Origin of the sequence: Streptomyces syringium (assembly GCF_017876625.1) — a bacterium.
GTDB lineage: Bacteria > Actinomycetota > Actinomycetes > Streptomycetales > Streptomycetaceae > Streptomyces > Streptomyces syringius.
Window position 1 is genome coordinate 317,658 of record NZ_JAGIOH010000001.1, and the last position, 19,523, is coordinate 337,180.

Annotated in this window: 16 protein-coding genes and 1 pseudogene; 13 read left to right on the forward strand and 4 right to left on the reverse strand. The window is 68.2% G+C overall.

Annotation, left to right across the window (positions count from 1 at the left end; translation table 11 throughout):
• The first annotated feature begins 84 nt into the window (after nucleotides 1–84).
• The 6 genes from JO379_RS01515 to JO379_RS01540 all read left to right on the forward strand — a co-directional run bounded on the left by JO379_RS01515 (nucleotide 85) and on the right by JO379_RS01540 (nucleotide 7,091).
• A complete protein-coding gene (locus JO379_RS01515; RefSeq protein ID WP_245381332.1) occupies nucleotides 85–1,098 on the forward strand; it encodes a C40 family peptidase in 1,014 nt (337 codons plus the stop codon).
• A gap of 3 nt (nucleotides 1,099–1,101) precedes the next feature.
• The gene (locus JO379_RS01520) at nucleotides 1,102–1,377 is read left to right on the forward strand and encodes a hypothetical protein (protein WP_209513391.1); all 276 of its coding nucleotides are present in this window, start codon (nucleotides 1,102–1,104) and stop codon (nucleotides 1,375–1,377) included.
• A gap of 343 nt (nucleotides 1,378–1,720) precedes the next feature.
• Complete coding sequence (locus tag JO379_RS01525) at nucleotides 1,721–2,614, forward strand: hypothetical protein (RefSeq protein WP_209513392.1); 894 nt, start codon at nucleotides 1,721–1,723, stop codon at nucleotides 2,612–2,614.
• A gap of 112 nt (nucleotides 2,615–2,726) precedes the next feature.
• Nucleotides 2,727–3,794: a hypothetical protein gene (locus JO379_RS01530; protein WP_209513393.1), complete on the forward strand. Its 1,068-nt coding sequence runs from the start codon at nucleotides 2,727–2,729 to the stop codon at nucleotides 3,792–3,794.
• Entirely contained in the window at nucleotides 3,791–6,013 is a 2,223-nt protein-coding gene (locus JO379_RS01535) for a putative type IV secretion/conjugal transfer ATPase (RefSeq protein WP_209513394.1), read from the forward strand. The genes JO379_RS01530 and JO379_RS01535 overlap by 4 nt, the downstream gene beginning before the upstream one ends.
• A gap of 715 nt (nucleotides 6,014–6,728) precedes the next feature.
• Nucleotides 6,729–7,091: a hypothetical protein gene (locus tag JO379_RS01540; protein ID WP_209513395.1), complete on the forward strand. Its 363-nt coding sequence runs from the start codon at nucleotides 6,729–6,731 to the stop codon at nucleotides 7,089–7,091.
• A gap of 379 nt (nucleotides 7,092–7,470) precedes the next feature.
• Here JO379_RS01540 and JO379_RS01545 read toward each other — a convergent pair whose 3' ends face one another.
• From JO379_RS01545 to JO379_RS01555, 3 genes and pseudogenes are all read right to left on the reverse strand, one after another.
• The gene (locus JO379_RS01545) at nucleotides 7,471–7,971 is read right to left on the reverse strand and encodes a transposase (protein ID WP_209513396.1); all 501 of its coding nucleotides are present in this window, start codon (nucleotides 7,969–7,971) and stop codon (nucleotides 7,471–7,473) included.
• Complete coding sequence (locus tag JO379_RS01550; RefSeq protein WP_209513397.1) at nucleotides 7,968–8,837, reverse strand: transposase; 870 nt, start codon at nucleotides 8,835–8,837, stop codon at nucleotides 7,968–7,970. The genes JO379_RS01545 and JO379_RS01550 overlap by 4 nt, the downstream gene beginning before the upstream one ends.
• Before the next feature lie 554 nt (nucleotides 8,838–9,391).
• Nucleotides 9,392–10,395: pseudogene (locus JO379_RS01555) on the reverse strand (IS5 family transposase).
• 251 nt (nucleotides 10,396–10,646) lie between these two features.
• On the opposite strand from JO379_RS01555, the gene JO379_RS01560 reads away from it, so the two are divergent.
• The 3 genes from JO379_RS01560 (at nucleotide 10,647) to JO379_RS01570 (ending at nucleotide 13,886) form a co-directional block, all read left to right on the forward strand.
• A complete protein-coding gene (locus JO379_RS01560) occupies nucleotides 10,647–11,390 on the forward strand; it encodes a hypothetical protein (RefSeq protein ID WP_209513398.1) in 744 nt (247 codons plus the stop codon).
• Nucleotides 11,391–11,595: 205 nt separating this feature from the next.
• A complete protein-coding gene (locus tag JO379_RS01565) occupies nucleotides 11,596–12,663 on the forward strand; it encodes a hypothetical protein (protein ID WP_245381333.1) in 1,068 nt (355 codons plus the stop codon).
• Between the two features lie 89 nt (nucleotides 12,664–12,752).
• Complete coding sequence (locus JO379_RS01570; RefSeq protein WP_209513399.1) at nucleotides 12,753–13,886, forward strand: hypothetical protein; 1,134 nt, start codon at nucleotides 12,753–12,755, stop codon at nucleotides 13,884–13,886.
• Nucleotides 13,887–14,062: 176 nt separating this feature from the next.
• Here the strand turns inward: JO379_RS01570 and JO379_RS33040 are convergent, their stop codons facing one another.
• Nucleotides 14,063–15,580: a GNAT family N-acetyltransferase gene (locus JO379_RS33040; RefSeq protein WP_245381334.1), complete on the reverse strand. Its 1,518-nt coding sequence runs from the start codon at nucleotides 15,578–15,580 to the stop codon at nucleotides 14,063–14,065.
• Between the two features lie 626 nt (nucleotides 15,581–16,206).
• On the opposite strand from JO379_RS33040, the gene JO379_RS01585 reads away from it, so the two are divergent.
• Genes JO379_RS01585 through JO379_RS01600 form a run of 4 tightly spaced genes read left to right on the forward strand, consistent with a single transcriptional unit; the run spans nucleotide 16,207 to nucleotide 19,484 of the window.
• Entirely contained in the window at nucleotides 16,207–17,232 is a 1,026-nt protein-coding gene (locus JO379_RS01585) for a beta-ketoacyl-ACP synthase III (RefSeq protein ID WP_245381335.1), read from the forward strand.
• A 10-nt stretch (nucleotides 17,233–17,242) separates the two neighbouring features.
• Nucleotides 17,243–17,563, forward strand: coding sequence for an acyl carrier protein (locus tag JO379_RS01590; RefSeq protein ID WP_209513401.1), 321 nt, complete (start codon nucleotides 17,243–17,245; stop codon nucleotides 17,561–17,563).
• Nucleotides 17,560–18,435: an alpha/beta fold hydrolase gene (locus JO379_RS01595; RefSeq protein WP_209513402.1), complete on the forward strand. Its 876-nt coding sequence runs from the start codon at nucleotides 17,560–17,562 to the stop codon at nucleotides 18,433–18,435. The genes JO379_RS01590 and JO379_RS01595 overlap by 4 nt, the downstream gene beginning before the upstream one ends.
• A gap of 35 nt (nucleotides 18,436–18,470) precedes the next feature.
• Nucleotides 18,471–19,484: a 3-oxoacyl-ACP synthase III family protein gene (locus tag JO379_RS01600; RefSeq protein ID WP_209513403.1), complete on the forward strand. Its 1,014-nt coding sequence runs from the start codon at nucleotides 18,471–18,473 to the stop codon at nucleotides 19,482–19,484.
• Nucleotides 19,485–19,523: the final 39 nt, after the last annotated feature.

A 19,523-nucleotide genomic window follows, 5' to 3' on the forward strand; every position in this document is an offset into this window, starting at 1 on the left:
GCGGTGATCTGGCGGTCCCGTGGCGGTCACGGGAGGCGGTGATAACCAGGGAAAACACCAAGAGACTGCAGGGAGGGGGGAATCTTGAGATCTACCGCCGTAGGAGGGGCGATCGGCGTCGGGGCGACCGCGGCCGTCATCGTGGCCGCGCTCGTCCAGGCCGCTGGCGACACGCCAGCGGGAAAGGCGCTCGGCTCGCTCGACTTATCCGTGTCTGTTCCCGACGCCTACAAGCGCCTGATAACCGACGCGGGGGGATCCTGCCCGGAAGTGAGTCCGAATCTACTGGCCGCGCTTCTCGAAACCGAATCACAATTCAACCCGAAGGCAGCGTCACCGGTTGGCGCCCAGGGGATAGCACAATTCATGCCGTCCACCTGGGAGACCAGCGGAATCGACGGAAACCACGACGGCAAGCGTGACGTCTGGGACCCCGAGGATGCGATCCCGTCAGCAGCCAAATACCTTTGCAGCCTGGCGAAGGAAGTCAAAGACGTGCCAGGCGACGGGCAAAGCAACATGCTCGCCGCGTACAACGCCGGAAGCGGAGCCGTCCTCAAATACGGCGGAATACCTCCGTATACAGAGACGCAGGGCTACGTACAGTCCATCGTGGCCCTCGCTGGGAAACCCGCGCCGGGTAGCAACCTCACCACGGCAGAGCGGGCCGCCACCATTGTCAACGCGGCACAAGACATGATTGGAACCCCCTATTCGTGGGGCGGAGGCAGTGAAAGCGGTCCCACCACAGGCACGTGCTGCTCACCCAACGGATCCTCCGGATCCTCCGTGAAAGGGTTCGACTGCTCCGGGCTCACGCTCTACGCCTACGCACGGGTCGGTATTTCCCTCCCCCGCACGGCGGCGGAACAGTACTCCGTATCGGAGCCCGTAAAGCCCGAAGAGGTAATGCCCGGAGACCTTGTATTCTACGGCAGCGGCCCGGCCAGCCTTCATCACGTGGGCATTTACGTCGGCGGGGGAATCATCCTCGACGCCCCCCGGCCGGGCACTGCGGTCCGCTTCAGCCCCATGAAATCGATGCGCGACTTTTTTGCCATCGCTCGCCCTATTCCCCACCACAATAAGGAGACCTGACCCGTGTCCAAGTTCACCATCCTCGCGAAGCCGGTCGACATGAGCGAAGGGTTCAAAGACTTTTTCGACACCATCGGCCTCACGGGCGGCGGCCTGGTCACCAAGGGTATTGCAGCCGTGATTGCCGTGATCGCCGTACGCATGCTGCTCCAGCTCTCCGGCGACCCGCAGGGCGCCCTGCGGAAGGGCTCGATGGCGATCGGCACCCTGTTCGTCGCGGTCGTGCTCGCGCTGTACGGCGACACCCTGTTCTCGACCGTCACCAACGCCAAGGGGTGATCCGGCATGCCGAAAGATCCCTGTGACCTGATCAAGGGGGAAGGCCGGAAATACTGCCAGCGGAAGGGGGAGCCTCTCCCAGACGCTCCCGGCCATCCCGGCGGCGGAGGCGGCGGAGACGGCAACATCACCCACGGCGCCAGCAAACACGTGAGGGAACTCGCGGACTGGCTCATCAAAAAGATCGAGGGGCTGGTCGCACCGAAGGGCGCGTGGGCGCCGGAGAAGAGCGACAGCGCGCTCTACGAGCCGTTCCTATGGCTCGGCCAGCACCTGGCCGTGGCTATCTTCGTGTGCGTGGTCGTCGTGTGCGCCTTGACTGCCTGGCAGGGCGCTCCCCCGCATGAAGCAGATGGGGGCCTCTACCGGGTGGACGCTGGCGGCCGTCGCCGGCATGGCCTCGGTGCCCGGCGTCGTGATGCTGCTGAACCAGGCCGTGAACGCAGCGTTCACGACCGCGTTCGACAGCGATGCCTCGACCCTGTTCAGCGTCATCCGTGAAGACCTGAAGGACGGGGCGGACTCGGGGAACCCACTGGCTATCCTGCTGATCGTCTCGGCGCTCGTGGTGGCCCTGGGGTTCGCCTGCGTGGTGTTCATGATGCGCCAGCTCGGGATCTTGGCGTTCGTGTGCATGGCTCCCCTGGTGCTGGCGTCGCTGGCACGTGGTGGCGACTCGACGGCGGTCAAGCAGTGGGCGCAGCGGCTGCTGGGGCTGATGTTCGCCCCGTTCGCGCTGCTGCTGGTGTCCCCATTCGTGACGCTGGCCGCGGGATCGCTCGTGGTGGACAGTGCCCTGCTGGTCGCCGCAGACGCCCTGATGCTGCGGATGGTCTTCCACGGGGTACCCTACTTCGGCCCCAGGATGGCCCGCGCCGCCCGCACCCTGGTGGAGCGCAACACCGACAACCGGCTGGCGCGGGCGGTCGTGCGGGCCGGTGTACCGGATGTCTACGAGCGGGAGAACTCCGCGCGCGTGCTGCGCACGGTGGACACGCCGGGCCGCGCGCTGCACAAGGACCAAGGCGTTCTGTTCGCTGCCTACGGCCTCAAGGCGCAGCAGCGTCCGGGGCAGCTGACCACCGCCTCTGCCGTCGATCAGGTCAAGGAACGGGCGGCTCGCACGGCGCAGGTCACCCAGGCACGCCAACAGGCTCGGGCGGCCCAGGCACCCAACCGGCAGCCTCAGGCGCCGAATCCGCGGCCGGCACCTAACCGGCCGCCGTCCAACCCCTAGAACGACTCGCGTGTCTGGCCTGGCCCCGGCGTTCGCCCTCCCGCCCCTGGGCGGCCACAGCGGACGCCGGGGCCAGCCACGCTGCACGGCCCACATTCTTGGAGGCTTTTCCGTGTACTCCCTGACCCCCGGCTATCGCGTCCCCGCCGTCCAGCGCGGCCTGAGTCCCGCCGAAACCCTGCTGACGAAGATCAACGCCGGAGTCGGGGGCACCATCCTGCTGTCAGCGTTGATCACCCCGCCGCCCGCGTGGACCTTCGGCGCGTTCGGCGCGGCCGCGGCACTGCTCAACCTGGCACCGGGACCGCGCTCGATCGCCCGCTGGGCGGCCGTCGGCTACCGGCACCTGCGCGAGAAGACCGTGCCCGACGCCGTGTGTGCCCGCCCGGGAGCTACCCGGACCTGGGCCCTGTACCCGGAGCACGGCACCATGCAAGACCCGCTGCGACGGGCCGCGTTCCATGACGCCTTCTCCCGCGCCTTGACCTTCGCCGGCGGCCAGGCCCGCACCGCCGGTATCCAACTCCACGTCACCCACCACGCCACGGTCGGCGAGTACACCGAGCACACCCAGACGGTCTCCGTGCACATCCCCAAGGGGCTCGCGCCCGCCCGCGTCCTGGACACCCTGGAAGGCGAGTTCGCCGCGCTGGGCGCCCTGGAGCCCCTGACACCCGAGCCGGTCCCGGTCGTGACCGACCGCGGCCCCGGCTGGGCCTCTCTGGACGACGGCCGCTACGCCTCGACCGCGCGGATCACCGCATGGCCCCAGGAGAGCGGCGGTGACCTCATGCCCCGGCTGGTGCTCGGGCAGGAGTCCGACCGGTCTCTCGCGGTGCTGTACCGGCCGCTGCCGGCGGGGCAGTCCCGCCGTTCGGTGAAATGGCAGGTCGCCGCGGCGGGGGCGTTCACCACCGACGAGGTCAAGCAGGACACCCACGAACGCGCCTCCAGCACCGCGCACGGTGCCCTCGTCCAGGGCGCGACCCTCGTGGACATCGACGCCTACCTGACGGTGTGGGGCGACAGTCCCGAGACCGTCACGGACGCCCGCTGGCAGGCCGCGCTCGCGGCCGACCGGCACCGCATCAACCTCGACTGGCTCCCGGGCCAGCAGCACCGCGCCCACATGATGACCACCCCGCACGGAGCCTCCACCAGGAAAGGGGCGATCCTGTGATCCGTCTGCCGTCCACCCACGCCGCGATCACGGCGCCGCTCGTCGCCTCCGACACCCGGTTCCCCGGCATCACGATCGGGCGGTCCCTGCTGGACGGGCGCCCGTTCCACCTCTCCCCCGTCCTCACCGACGATCGGGTCCTGCCGTCGACGAATTCCCTCGGTCTGGGCGGCCTGGGCTCCGGCAAGTCCACGACCGCCAAAGCCCGGATCCGCAGGGAGATTCTCGAGAACGGCCATCAGGCCGTCGTCATCGACTCCTTCGGCGAGGACACCACCGGCGGCGAATGGGCACCACTCGTCCGCGACCTGGGCGGCCGGATCATCAAGGCCGGCGCCTTCACCCTCAACCCGTGCAGCGACCTCTTTCCGGCCGAGGTCCGCGAGCAGCTCGTTCGCTCGCTGATCGTTGCGGTGGAGCCCGCCGCGCTCGGCCCTCAGGCCACCCACGCACTTCAGCACGCTCTGAACCACCCGAAGGGGACTTCCCTGACCGGGCTGGTGGACGCGCTGGTTCGTCCTCAGGACGGCAGGTGGCCCGCGAGGAGGCTCGCCGAGTGGGGCGAGGGCCCCGCGATTGCACTGTCCCGCTACACCGAGGGCAGCCTGCGCGGCCTGTTCGACGGCGAGGGCGCGAGCCTGCCGGAGACGGACCTGCCGATCCTCTCCTTCGACTTCTCCGGCCTCGACCGCAACAGCCCCGCGATCCCGTCGCTGATGGCCGCGGTGTCGTGCTGGGCAGAGCACGTGTGGCTGCCGCAGTCCACCGCCGTGCACCGGCACCTGGTGCTGGAGGAGGCATGGCAGATCCTGCTCTCCCCCGCCACGAGCGAACTGATCCAGCGGCTGCTGAAGAACTCCCGCAAGGCCGCGTTTTCCATGGACGTCGTGATGCACACGCTGTCCGACCTGGGCGACGGCAAGGCGCAGGACCTGGCGCGCCTGTGCGAGGTCGCCCACGTCGGACGTCTCGGCCCGGAAGAAGCGGCCCTCGTCGGCGCGATCCTCGACCTGCCAGCCTGGGCGGTCGAGAAGATCCCGACGCTCGACCCCGGACAGGCCGTGTGGAAGGTCGGCCCCGACTACATCGACATCGTCCAGACCGTACTGAGCGAGGACGAAGCCCGGCTCACCGACACATCCTCACGGCGCCGCAAAGCCCAGCAGGCTGTAGCCGCCATGTCCGTCGAAGCGGCCGGCGAAACCGAACCGGAAACAGAGTTCGGCTCTGACCTTGACCACGTCGGCGACGGCGACGGCGACGGCGACAGCCTGGCGGACGCGGAGGCACACATCGAGCAGGACACCACCGAAAGCGACTGGGGCTGGGGCTGGGAGATGCTTCCGAACGTCATCGACACCCGGCACCAGGACGTTCTCCAGGCCGCGAGGGAGGGCCGCTGCAATGAGGCCGCCCAGATGGCGGCCATCGGCGAGCGCGAGGACATCACCGCCCACGGAATCAACTCGGATCAGGCCATTTCCTGGCTGGTGACCCAGGGCCGGGTAGCGGAACTGTGCGGCGACCCCACCCAGGCCGCGCGGCTCCGCGCTACCGTCGCCCGCATGGGTAAGGACCTCGAATGGTGGCAACGGCAGCCCGCGACCAGTGGCACTGCAGAACCGGCATGGCAGAGCGCACCCCAGCCGCCCCTACCCACGTACCCTCCGGCCCCCGATGGCGGCGGCGAATCCACGCGGCCGCGCCGACGCACCTGGCTCTCCGTCGCCACGATCGCTGCCCTGGCCATCGCGTCCGCAGGCGTGTGGCAGAAAGCAGAAGACGACCAACAGCGCCAGGAACGGCAGGAGAAAGCAGCTGCCTACAAGGGCAGATCAGCCGTAGAACTACACATCGACGGAGTCAAGACGAAGTCATCGGCAGAGTGGAGTAAGGACGGCCGGTCTGTCGTCCTGTCAGCTTCGGCCAACTGGGAAGAGAAGCCCAAACTCGTTCGCATCGATTCGGGGGGGCAGACCGCACAAGAGGAAACACAGCCTCTCAAGCCGGGACAGATTCCCATGCCGATCCGGTTGGAAGTGAAGGTCCCGGTAAAGGACCGAAATCAGCCCGTCCGTTTGCAGATTGCGGTAGGCGGCCCTCACTGGAAATCAGACTCCAGAGCCCCGCACCGCACGGTTGAGTTCCACCCGGACCGGACAGCCATCGATGTCGAAACCGGAGAGCGACTAAAGCAGTGGTACTCACGGCTGCTTTGATTTCAGACGGCCGGCGAGGGCCAGGCGGAGATCAGCGCGGGACATCGCCGGGACTTACCAGGTGAACATAATAGGTTGACAGCCGGGACAGGAAGGCCATCCGGAAGCTGCGCCGCTGACAGTGACGTACGGCTGTTGTGCCGGTTGCCGGAAACGACCTCATACGCTCGTTGAGCGCCTGCGAGGCGGTCGATTCCCTCAGGGCCGACCGCCAAGGCGAGGCTCACCGGCTCGGGTTGGCTCCCCGCATGCGGGCGAGAATGAGCTCGGCGGCTTTGAGCCCCAGCCTGGTGGGAACGGCGAGGCGAGCGTCGGGATAGGTAACGGCGGTCACGGCGACGAAGGCGAAGACCGCACCGGCTGCCCGTTTCGCCGCCCGACGGCGTTCGGTCTCACCGGCACGCGGGTTGGGTGGCCGCTTCCGATCTGCGGAATCGAGGTTTGGCCCACCCGAGCATCTGCTTGAACAGGCGACAAGTCTGCTCGATGTCGAAGCGGCGGAGGAAGGATTGTCAGCAACGGTCGACGTCCGCCTCGGTGGCTCCTGTGCCCGATGCCATAGTCGACGGGCTTGTTGGCCCCGCCGCTGGGCAGCTGCTCCACGGCCAGGCGGACGATGGGGTGCCCTCGATGATGGGCAGCGGGCCGTCGTGGTCGAGCCAGGCCGCCCGACGACGCGGCAGCCGCCGTCCCGGCCGACCAGGAGGAGGACGGTGTGCTGCGGCTGCTGACCGACGACGACCTCGACCAGCACCCCGACCCGGCGGCCGTCCTGCAATCCTGGCTCGACTCCCCCACAGCCGACGAAATCCTCTCCCGCTCCGAGGTCTACCGGGCCGTCATCACCATCCGCCACCGCACCCTCGACCGCCTGCTCCAGATCCCGGCCGACGAGGTCCTCTCACGCCACGAGCCCGAGATCGCCCTGCAGATCCTGCTGGACCGCTGCGGACGCAGCAGCGACCGGTGGGCGGCGCTCGGCGCCGCCATGACCTTCGCATACGGGGAGGAGAAGATCACCTTCGGCGAGCTCCTCGATTCCTTGGACGACTCCCCGCCCCCAGCACAGACATCCTGACCGAACCTCTGTCCGCACATCACACCGTTCGTCCCCACTGCGAGCGGCCTGGGCGGTGCCTCGCGCGCGGCGCAGGGCGGCCGCCTCGGGCGCGGAGCAGTCCGCGGCGTCCGAGGGCAAGACCGAGGGCACCGAGGACCACATCACCGGTTGAACCGGCGACGAACGACAGCATCTCCCGCAGTTGTTCAGCCGCCCGTTCCTGCCCGGGGCGTCAAGGCCTTCCCGCAAAGCCTCGACGCATCCTTGCCATGCGCCTTCCTACCGCAGACGTTCTCTGCCGATGTCATTCGCGTCGCACAGCGCACCATGGTGCGCATATAGCCGCCTACCAAGCTGGGCAGCTTCGCGGCTTTGGCAAGATTTTCGTAGGCGGAGATCATCTCGGTGACACGGTAGGCCGGTCTGCGTATTGTCGGCGGAAGTGGGCGATCAGGACGACGCGCTGGCGGAGGAGTGGAACGCTGGCGCGGCCAGCCATGAGGCGTTTCTGTAGCTTGACATCGGTGATGCGGCCTTCGTTCACCCCGGAGTTGTAGGGGGTGGCGATGCCCTGGGTGACGGCATGCCGGTCTTCGCGCAGGGCTCCGGCGAGGCTGGTGAGAGGGGGCAGTCCGCTCTTCGCGAGGTCGTCGAGCCAGCCGGGGAGGAGTGTGGCGTCGCGGTTGTCGAGCATGCCGGCGAACCGGCGGACCAAGTCGTGGGCGGTTCTGAGCTCAGGGCAGTGGTGGAGGAGCCGGGGCAGGCGGTCGTTGATGTGCAGGCTGCGGCGGGCCGGGTGGGTGGTGATCCAGCGGGCGGCTTCGCGTGGGGAAGGCGGTCGCTCGCAAGGCGCGTCCAGGGGCAGGCCCCGTCGTAGGGGTGCGACGGCCATTTTCACCCGCTGATAGTGGCCGAGGTAGCCCTTGGCCTGGAGTTCCTCGTGCAGGATCTTCGCACTGTGCTGTCCCTCGTCCAGCGTTGTTGCAGGTAGTCGAGGTAGGGGTCCAGGGTGGAGGGCCTGCGGGGCGGGCGGCGCATCACTTCCTGCCAGGTGCGGGCTCGGGCGTACTTGCGCACGGTGCGGCGGTCCAGGCCGAGCTCCCGGGCCACGGAACTGTGGCTGCGGCCGGTGCGCGTCAGAGCGTGCACGGCCTCGAACAACCTTCGGGCATGGCGCCCGGCCCGGGTGTCCGCCGCGGCGTCCTCGGCAGTCTCCTCGATCGGTGCTGAATCGATCTCGCTGACAGGGGGCAGTGCTGCGGGCAGGCAGCCGCGGTGCGTGGAGGCGATGTCCTGGACCCGGCGGGAGAGGCCCTGCCAGAGATGGAAACGGTCGCTGACCTGCACCGCGTCGGGGGAACCAGTGGTGATGCCCTGCCGGTAGGTGAGCGAGCCGCCGCGGCAAGCCACCTCGACACCGGGGTGCTCGCGGAGCCAGCGGCCGAGCCGTTCAGTGTCGCGTCCCTCCCAGAGCGTGAGCGGGAGCCGGGTGGTGGCGTCGACCAGGAGGGTGCCGTAGGTGCCGCCGTAGAGCGCGAAGTCGTCCACCCCCAGCACCCGGGGTGTCCCCAGCGGCGGAAGCGGCACCCGCATCAGCTGAGACAGAACCGTGCACCGCGAGAGCGTGACGTTCAGGATGCGCAGCATCCGGGCGCCGCCCCGGCCGGCCAGGATCACACCGACGGCCTCCACCAGGCGCTGCAACTGTGGTGTGCGGCGCTGGTAACGGACGGTCAGCCCTGGCACCTGCTCGGCGAAGGTCACTTTCGGGCAAGTCGGGTTTTCGCAGTACAGGCGGCGTACGGACAAGTCGATGCGTAGAGGCCGACCTCCCAGTACGAGGTCGGCGAGGCACCGTACATAGCGGCTGTGGAACCACGTGCTTGGCTCGCCGCATCCGGTACATCCTGCTGGAACACCGGATTTCGTGCGGGCGCGGACCACAACGACAGCAACGGAGACATCGACCGAGACCACCAGCACATTGGCCAACTGCGGTAACAGCTTGCCAGTTCAACAGAGCACAGGCATAGGCTGCCCGGTATTCGGACCGGCCGACCGTGTCACCGAGATGATCTCCGCCTACGAAAATCTTGCCAGAGCCGCTTCGCGCGTACCCCGACGCCTCCAACCTCCCGCCCGGCATCGTCCGCCCCAAGACTGGCAACAGGACCAAGGGGCGAGAAGCGGCAGGACAAAGACTCAGGATCGACTTGGCGTTGATTTCCTGTCGAGAACTACCGGGACCCCCGGCAGCGCCGGGGGTGGCCTCGGGCCAGCCGGACGGTGGCCCGGTTAGGGACTGTGTGAGGTTGTGATCAGCCGGGTGTCTTTGGGAGGTCGTTGATCCAGATCATCGAGGCGCGGAGGTGGAGGCCTGCGAGGTAGCTTTCGGGTGTCTTGTCGTAGCGGGTCGCGATGCCCCGCCAGGCCTTCAGCTTGTTGATCAGGCGCTTGACGGTGTTCCGCTCCTTGTAGAGGCCGGCGTCGTGGCTGACGGTCCGGCCGCCCCGGCTGCCCTTCTTCCAGCGGTTGGCGGCCTGGTCCCTCTTCTCCGGGATGACAGCCTTGATCTGGCGTTTCCGCAGGTAGGCGCGGTTGGCCCGGGAGGAATAGGCCTTGTCCGCAGCGACGGCGCCGGGCCGGGTGCGGGGACGCCCGACGGGCAGGCGGACACGCACCTTCTTAACCACGGGGACGAACTGCGGGCTGTCGGCGGCCTGTCCGACGGTCAGGACGAGCGACAGGGGCCGGCACCTGCGGTCCCCGGCGAGATGGACTGTGCTGGTCAGCCCGCCCCTGGACCTGCCCAGCAGGGCTTGGTTCAGACGAAGTCTGCGGCGTCGCCGGATGCGTCGCCGTTCGTCTCGCCCGGGGCTGTCCTCGTCGTCCTGCCCGTTGTGTCCCTGCGGGCCGCCCCCTTCTGCCGGCCACGCTCCTGCCCGGCAGCGGCTTTCTCCAGAGCCTCCATGACCTCCTCGTCGATGCGCATCCCGGCTGCGTCGTGGTGGGCGCGGACGGTCGTGGAGTCCACGCTGACCAGGGACAAGTCCGTCTCACCCCGGCGGGCGGTCTCGGCAATCAGGCCCTCCAGCAACGTGCTGAAGACGCCCGCGTCCCTCCACACCCGGAAACGGCCGTAGACCGTCGGCCACGGGCCAAACTCACCAGGCATCTCCCGCCACTGGGCGCTGGACCGGAACCGCCAGATCACCCCCTCGAACTGATCCCGCAGCCGCTGGGGGTACGGACCGTACTCACCTATCGGCAGGTACGGCTCGATGAACGCCCACTGATCATCCGTGAGTTGCCTACGCGTCACACCCAACGTCCTACCGGATTCCGCCCCCAGACCGGAACGGAATCCGAAAGTGATCACAACCCCACACAGCCCCTAGCGTGCGTCGGGCCGTGGTGGGCCCATGGGCACGGTGTCTGGTTCCAAGGTCGCTGTCGGGATAAGCCCATTGGCCGATGCCCGCATCGACCAACGAAGTGATCATGAGTGTTGTTCGCTCGAGAGACGGAAGTTCCGCGCTCGTACCCGAGCGAGCCGAAGCAAGAGGAGCAGCAATGAGCAAGGCAGACGACGGAAACCTGAAGCCTTCCTACACCGACGGGCGGCGTGCCACGATCGGCATCGTGTCCGTCAACCAGGTCCTACGCGCCGTGGGTGTTCACGTCAGCCAGGTCCCGATTCCGGCGGAAGCGCACCCCATTCTGAATGCGTCCAGGACCCGGGGGCTCACGGAAGACGAGAACGCGGAACTGATCTCACTGTTCAGCCTGCACCGCGGGGACTTGCTGGCACACGTCCAGCTGGCGGGGCGCGAGCCGGAGGTGCACCGCGGCGGCTTCTTGAACCCCTCCGAGTACGGGGTCTCCCCCTACCCGAAGGTCTACGACATGAAGACCATGGATACCGGCGCGCGGCACGCCGCGCAGGAGCGGTTCGGACGGCTCCACGTCAACAGCTCCGATCACGGTTCCGGCATTGATGAAGTGATGACGGTCGTCTCCGGTGGCCAGTGGACGTGGTTCTACCGGCTGCCCGACGGTGTGGTCGCCAAGCAGACGGTGCCCGCCGTGGAGACGGGCGACCCGGCTTGGCGTATCAGCTACCCTGGCATCCGTCCCCACGGCGCCTTCCTCGATGCCGAGCACGGCCTGATCGTGGCGTACGCCCACGGCCCCGAGAATTTCGTCATGCGCTACGAGGAGCCGAGCGTGGAGGGAGCAGAGGTGCTGGGCACGAACCCGTGGATCGACTTCAGCGGTGACGCCCCACGGCTGCTGACCGAAATGACGTCCCACTGATCCGCACCAGAGGTGAACAGCCTGGCCCGTGGTGCCTGGTCAGGTCGGTGGGCATGTGGGGATGTCATCGAGAAAGCCGGCAGTGCCCCACTGGCTGAGGACGACACTGCGGACTCGTGCGCACTGTGCGGCGGAGCAGTTTCCAGAAAGCCCTCACCCCCGCTACAAACGGCGGAACACTGGCCAAGATCAAAGGTAGAACCCCATGTCAGGGAAGATCCTCCCGTTCATCATCATTCTCGTCATGCTCTGCTTCTGGCTGCGGTCCAAGAGGCTCGCCAAGCGCGCGGAGAGACTCGCCGCCGAAATCGGCGCGGACCTGCTGCCTCCGGAGCGCCAGAACACGGACCGGCCTTACCGGGACTCCGAGACGGAAGCCGTGCTGACGGCCCTCTCCCAGGGCGATTGGCAGCCCGCCGCCCAGGCGCTCACCGCCACGGGCACCGACTGGGAACGCCGCTCCTACCTCGTCGGTGCCATCGCGAGGCGGGCGGCCGATGACGACACCTGGCTGCGCGCCTGGCAGGCCGCGCGCCCCGACGACCCGGACGCGGCCGTGGTCCACGCGAACGCCAAGGTGTCGCTGGCCTGGCAGATCCGTGGCAGGGCCCGGGCCAAGGAGACCTCCGCCGAGCAGTTCGCCGGCTTCCACCGGGTACTGCAAGAAGCCAGGGAGGACTTCGACCGCGCCACCTCGCTGGCCCATCCCGGCGACCCGACCCCGTACCTGCTTCAGATCCCGCTGTACATGGGCCTGAGCGCCCCGCACGAGGCGTTGCACCAGCTGTGGGCCGAGGTCACCGCCCGCGCGCCGTACCACTACGAGGCCCATGGGTGCGCGCTCCAGTACTCGAGCGCGAAGTGGTGCGGCTCCGCGGAACTCGCCCGCGACTTCGCCGCGCGGGCCGCGGCGGCTGCTCCGCATGGCAGCTTGCTGACGATGTTCCCGCTGGTCAGCTGGTACGAGCACAACGACGCCGAGGCGCCGGAGGAGGCTTACGGCTGGCCGGAGATGATGGCGCTGACCGAGGCCGCCCTGGCGGATGTCGCCGCGGCTCGGCCGGATCACCCCAGGGCCGCCGAGGTCCGGCACCTGCTGGCCTACTGCCTGACCAAGCAAGGCCGCCACGAGGCCGCCCTGGAACAGTTCCGGCTGGTGGACGGCTATGTGGACGCCCTTCCGTGGCGCTACTACAACCACCCGGCCGAGGCCTACTGTGCCGTAAGAGGCATAGCGCTCCAGGGCGCGGCGGCGTCGAGGCTCGCCGGCTGAGTCACCTCGGGATCACCGGCGGCGATTCACTCCCGTCCAGGCGCGTCACCGACGCTCGGCGGGTACCTGCAGGTCACTATGCTGCCGGGATGACCGCACAGTCGCCCCCGCCGCTGACGCCGGAAGACGCCAGGGGCCTTCAGAACTCGCTCCGAGCCCAGATCGGGCCGGGCCTCAGCGAGCGGGAACTCGACGCGGTCGAGGGCCGGTTCGGCTTCACCTTCTCGGCGGACCACAGGGTCTTCCTTGCCGCCGGGCTCCCCCACGGGTCAGGACGCTGGCCGGACTGGAGGAACGGCGACCCTGAGGACCTGGCCGCGCGGCTCGCCCAACCGGTCGAGGGCGTCCTTTTCGACGTGGAGCACAACGGCTTCTGGTATCCCACCTGGGGTCCGAGGCCCGTGGAGACATCCGACGCGCTGCGGATCGCACGGTCCGAGCTGGCGACCGTACCGCAGCTGGTACCCGTCTACAGCCACCGCTACCTGCCCGGCACGGCAGGCGAGTGGGGTCATCCCGTATTGTCCGTCCACCAGACCGACATCATCGTCTACGGGAACGACCTCACCGACTACATACGGCACGAGTTCACCGGCCGGGCCAGCAGATTCCCGACTCACGCGACTGTCGGCTTCTGGTCGTACTTCGTCGGGGGCGGCCCGGGCATCGACGTCACCGCGCTCACACCGCACACCCCCTACGCCGTCGACGCGCAGGAGGCTGTCGAGTATCTGCGGATGCTGGCGCTGGAGCGTCTGATCGGCCGACGGTTCCACCCGCACCAACTGATCGAGGCAGGGCTTGCCGCGCTGGTCCTCGACGTCGAGTCGGAGTCGCTTCCGCTGCTTGCCGGTCTGTCACGAACAGAGTTTGAGAGCGCCGATGTGCTCTTCGAGCAGGTACTGGACGAGCTGGGGTTGACCTCGGGCCTTCCCGCCGACGACACCGGTATCCCCTGGGAAGCGGCACGCTGGGAACTCGTGCGCTGGTGGCTCCGGTTGATCGTGAACGGGAGTCTGGCCCCCGGGGCCGGGGGTGATGTGATCACGTACGAGGGCTGGGGCGTGCTGGCCCGGCCCCGGTCGCTTCAGCCGCTTGTCGACCAGGTCGATGCGTACAACGACTGGGAGAAGATTTGGGACGGCACACGCGAGCAGTCGGCGGCAGCGATCGTCGCGGAGGCCGAGCGCCTGCTCGCCGGGCCCTGGCCACCACTGGACTGATCCCCCGGGCCCCGACAACAGCGCGGTATCCGCTCAACGGGGACTTTCAACGCTACGACGGTGATCAACGCAGGTGCCGGGCGACGCAAACCCACGCGCAGGCATGCGCGGCCTTCACGTAGGTAACTACCCATGCGGTCGGGGTGGTTGAGGTCAGTCGAGGGGCCATGTGACGTTCAGCGACGGGCGGCCACGGCCGACCACTCACGCCGGAGCATGGCGTATACCAGGTCGTCGCGCCATGCCCCCTTGAAGAACTCCGTGCCGATGAAACGGGCTTCCCGCCGCATGCCCAGCCGTTCGAGGAGTCCGGCGGAGGCGGCGTTGTCGGCGTGGCAACGGCCGATCACCCGGTGCAGCCCCCATGCGTCGAATCCCAGGCGCAGGACGGCGGACGCGGCCTCGGTGGCGAAGCCCTTGCCCTGGTGGGCGGGGTGGAAGACACAGCCGAGCTCACCCTGGCGGTGTTCCGCGCTGAGCAGGACCAGTTCGACCTGCCCGACGACCGTCCCCGTGCCCGGCTCGACGACCGCCAGGGTGAGACAGTCCCCGTCCGAGGTCAGTTCGGTCTCCCGGGCCATCTGTTCCACGGCCGCCCGGACCTCCTGCGGTCCTCGCGGTTCCCACCGCATGAACCGGGCGACGTCGGGCCGGCTCTGGTAGTCGGCAACGTCCTCGGTGTCTTCGGGCCGGAACGGACGGAGCACGAGCCGGGCGGTGGCGAAGGGGATGTCGATGCGCAGCATCGGGTGACTGTAACCCGGGTCCGCCGCTACGCAAACGTCCCATGATGTCGAGCTAAGGCGTAGCGGAGAATCGCACGGGGAGTGTCTGCAGCTCCCGGAACATGGTGCCGCGCCAGCGGAGTTCGCTTTCGTCGCAGGCGAGGTGGATCTCGGGGAATCGGTCGAGCAGCGCGGTGAAGGCGATGCGTCCTTCCAGGCGGGCCAGGGGGCGCCGACGCAGTAGTGGATGCCGTGCCCGAAGGCGAGGTGGCCGGTGGGTGTGCGGGTGACGTCGAGGCGGGTGGCGTCGGGGAAGTGGGCGTCGTCCCTGTTGGCGGAGGTGAGGGCCACGGCGACCAGGTCGTGCCGGGGGATGGTGACCCCGCCGACGTCGAGGGGCTCGGTGGTGTAGCGCAGGCTGGCTGTGTTGAGCGGGCCCTCGTAGCGCAGGAACTCCTCGATGGCCGAGGGCATCAAGGACGGGTCGGCGCGCAGGGCGGCGAGCTGGTCGGGGTGGCGCAGGAGCGCAAGGGTGCCGTTGCCGATGAGGTTGACGGTCGTCTCGTGGCCGGCGACCAGGAGAAGGAAGGTCGTGGCGACGACTTCCGGGGGGCTGAGCCGGCCGTCGTCGTCGCCGGCGTGGACCAGGTCGGTGAGGAGGTCTGCCGCGGGTGTGTGGCGCTTGGCTTCGACGAGCTGGTGGAGGTAGCCGAGGAGACCGGGCGCGGCGGCCATCATGCGCGCCGGGTCGTCGGACATCCGGGCCTGGACCCAGCCGTGGAAGCGGTCGCGATCGGGAACGGGGACGCCCAGCAGTTCGCACAGGACGGACATGGGCAGGGGGTAGGCGAAGTCACGCATGAGATCTGCGGACTGCTCCCTGGCCATGACGTCCAGCATCTCGTGGGTGATGACGTCGATCCCGGGACGCAGACGTTCGACGGCACGGGCGGTAAAGACCTTGTTCATCGGGCGGGTCGGAGTTGAGCATGTGGGAAACCAGTTCCATGGCGAACGCCATGACGCCGGCCTTCGCCGTGGTGTTGCGCATGATGGCCTGTCGGCCGATTTCGACGTCCTTGGAGAGCCGGGGGGTCGGCCAGCACCGCACGCGCGTCGTCGTACCGGCTGATGAGCCACACCTTGAGGCCGCCGGGCATGACGACCTGACGGACCGCGCCCTCGGCGCGCAGGGTCGCGTAGAAGGTGTGTGGGTCTGCAGCGTAGGTTGATTCGTCGATGTGCATCAGCTCTGCGCCATCGCATTCGGCCGCCATGATTCGCGCCTCCAAGGCACACGGGTTCGGGGGAGGTTTCCGCGCACGGTGACGCGGCACCACAAGGCCTGAAGCGGTCAGACGCAAGCGTTCCGTAATGCCGGACGAGCGGAAATCAAGCAGCTCACGGCCGCATATATTCAGCGCCAGAACAAGAATTCTGAGGCCCGCTCGTTCGATGGTCGCACCTTCGTTGCACAGCGAAGGCGATCCGCTTGAAGGAATCTCCGATTCCTTTGACGGGCACTTAATGTGTGAAATACAGTGGCGCACGATTGACGTACGATCGCGGGCTTCCTGTCGATCCGGGGGATTCGTATGGCGATTCGTATGGCCAGTTCCGCTTCCGTGGTGACCGGCGTCGGTGCCCACCTCCCTCCGCGCGTGATCCGTAACGATGACCCGGTGCTCGCGAATCTCGGTTCCAGTGACGAGTGGATTCGCAGCAGGACAGGGATCGGGTGCAGACGCTGGGTGGAGCCGGGGACCAGCACCGGGGACCTCGCGGTCGAAGCGGGCCGTGCGGCCTTGCAGAGTGCGGGCGACCCGGTCGTGGATCTCGTCGTACTGGCGACCACGACGCCTGATCACCACTCACCGGCGACGGCTCCGTGGGTTGCCGCCCAGCTGGGGCTGGGCACCTTGCCGGCGTTCGATGTGGCAGCCGCCTGTTCGGGGTTCACCTACGCGCTGTCCGTGGGCGACGCGTGGATCCGGTCGGGCATGGCGGAGGGCGTACTGGTCCTGGCCGCGGAGACACTGTCGACGATCACCGATCCCACGGACCGCGGCACCGCCGTGGTCTTCGCCGACGGGGCCGGGGCCGTGGTGTTGCGCAGCGGTGAGCTCGACGAGCCCGGCGCTGTTCAGGCGACCTGCCTGGGCAGCGACGGCACGCAGAAGGACCTGGCCGTGGTCGCAGCCGGCGGCTCCCGCCGACCCGACCACGGCGGTGTGGCGTCGGGGGCGGAGCGTTGTCTGCGGATGCAGGGCCCGCACATGTTCGCTCACGCGGTGCGTCGGATGACCGAAGTGTCCCGGGAATTGCTGGAGAGAGCGGGATGGCCGGTGGATTCCATCGGCGCATTCATCGGCCACCAGGCCAACCAGCGGATCCTGGACAAGGTGTCCGACCTGGTGGGCGTGCCCGAAACCAGCCGCTTCGGGAACATTCATCGAGTCGGCAATACGTCTTCGGCATCGATTCCTCTGGTCATGGACGACTTGGTCAAGGCCCAGGCCGTCGCCCCCGGTGCGCGGACGCTGCTGACCGCGTTCGGAGGCGGCGCCGTGTGGGGATCGGTCGCGTTGTCCTGGCCCGATATCAAACCCGCACGACGGTAGGGAGTTTCTCATGGGGCCGCCGGTTCAGCCGCCGTTCGACTTCGTTCGCAACTACCTGGCCACCACCTACGACCTGAATCCCGAGGAACTGACCGGCAGCCGTTCGTTCGACAGTCTCGAACTGGATTCCATCGCGCAGGTGGAAATGTTCGTGACCGTTTCCGACCACTACAGGATCCAGCTGAACGACTCGCTGGCCTCCGGGGACACCACTCTCCAGGAGACGGCCGATCTCGTTCAGCAGGCCCTGGACGCGGCCGGCGGCCGACGACCGGACGAGTCCGCGAGCGGCCGTCTCCGAACGGCCCGACCCTGCGATGGAGAGCTGTGACCGAGGCGATCACCCACACCCTGCAACTGGACGGGCTGTCGTTCTCCTACCAGGTGGTGAACAGTGACGCCCCCGTCATCGAGCCCGTGCTCGTCCTCGGAGGCGTTCTGCAGGGCATGCACGGCTGGTCGATCATGGAGCGTCACGTCCTGCCCGACGCCGGCCTGATCTCGGTGGACCTCCCCGGCGCCGGCGAATCCACCCCGCTGCGGCCCGAGCAGGACATGGAGACCATGTGCCGGGCAATCGAGATCATCATCGACGACCTCGGTCTGGAGCGCGTCAACTTCCTCGGCTACTCCTTCGGATCAGCGGTCGCCTACCGCTGCGCGCAACGGCGCCCGGACCGGTACGCCAAGCTGGCCCTGGGCGGCGTGCCCGTCCGTATCAGCGACAAACTCATCGGCCTGTGGATGCACGGTGCCCAGCGGATGCTGTCCGGGGACGCGAACGGGTTCGTCGACGTCCTGGCGGAGATGTTCCTGTGCTCCGACACCGATGTGACCGTCAGAAACCGGGATGTGGTGCGTCAACTGGTCAAGCGGATGACCCTGCGGGCCGTCACCAACAGCGCGCACGGGTTCCGGACGATGGAGCGTTCGGTCCTGGAGAACCTGGATCCCCAGGGCGGTCTGAACGGTGTTCCCACGCTGGTGTTCTGCGGCGAGCACGACACCATCAGCTCCCCGCAGGAGCAGAAGGAGTTCGCAGCCACGATCGAGGACTGCAGATTCGCGGCGATCGGTGAAGCCGATCACTGGGTGTTCCTGCAGCGCCGCTTCGAAGCGAGTGACTTGGTGATGCGGTTCTTCACCGGCCGGCCGCTCACCGATCTCGGCTATCTGATCGAACCGGCCATGGCTGTCGGGTGACGACCGCCCCGCACCCCGCCTCAACGGAAAGAACCGTGGCAGAAGAGCAGAGACTGAACACCGTGCTGGCAGGACTGGGGAGCTGGCTGCCGCCGACCGTGGTGACCAATGCAGAGCTCATGAGCGCCGTCATGGACGACTTCGTACGGCGGCGGATCGGCATCGCCCGTCGGCACCGCGTCAGCGACGGCGAGGCCACCGTCCACCTGGCCACGGAGGCGGGCGCCCGCGCTCTGGCCTCGGCAAACGTGTCGCGCGTCGACGCGCTCATCCTGGCCACCACGACCCCGGACCGGCTCTGTCCCGCCGGAGCTCCCGAAGTCGCCAGCCGCCTGGGCATGATCGGCGCTCCCGCCTTCGACCTGAACGCCGGCTGCTCCGGCTTCCTCTACGGCTGCGAGCTCGCCCGCGGGCTGATCGCCGCCGCCACCGCGGGAACGGTGCTGGTGATCGGCGCCGAAAGCTGCTCCACCGTGATCAATCCGCAGGATTCCAGCACCGCCCCGATCTTCGGTGACGGCGCCGGCGCAGCCGTGCTGCGACGGGCCGAACCGGGTGAGCCCGCTACCTTCGGCCCGTCGGTATGGGGCAGTGACGGCACCCTCGCCGACGCCATCGCCATCCCGGCCGGCGGCTCCCGGCGTCGTACGCCCGCACCGGACCTCGGCGGAGCCGATGCGTATCTGCATCTGCGCGGTGCCGAAGTGGTGCGCAACGCGGTCAAGCGCATGAGCGCCGCTGCGATCGCCGCCGCCGAAGCCGCGCGCTGGAGCCTGGAGGACGTCGATGTGCTCGTCGCGCACCAGGCGAACGCGGCGATCACGCAGGCCGTGGCCGCGACACTGTCCTTCCCGACCGCCCGCATGCCGACCAATATCGAGCACGTCGGCAACACCGCCGCAGCGTCCGTTCCGATCCTGCTCGCACACGCCGCCTCCGACGGCGCGATCAAACCGGACCAGCGGGTGCTGATGGTGGCCTTCGGCAGCGGCCTGTCATGGGCCGCCACCACCGCCAGGTGGCCGCACGCTCTCACTCCTCATCGGTGACTCACGCACAGACCCCCACCGGTGATCCACGGCCTCAAT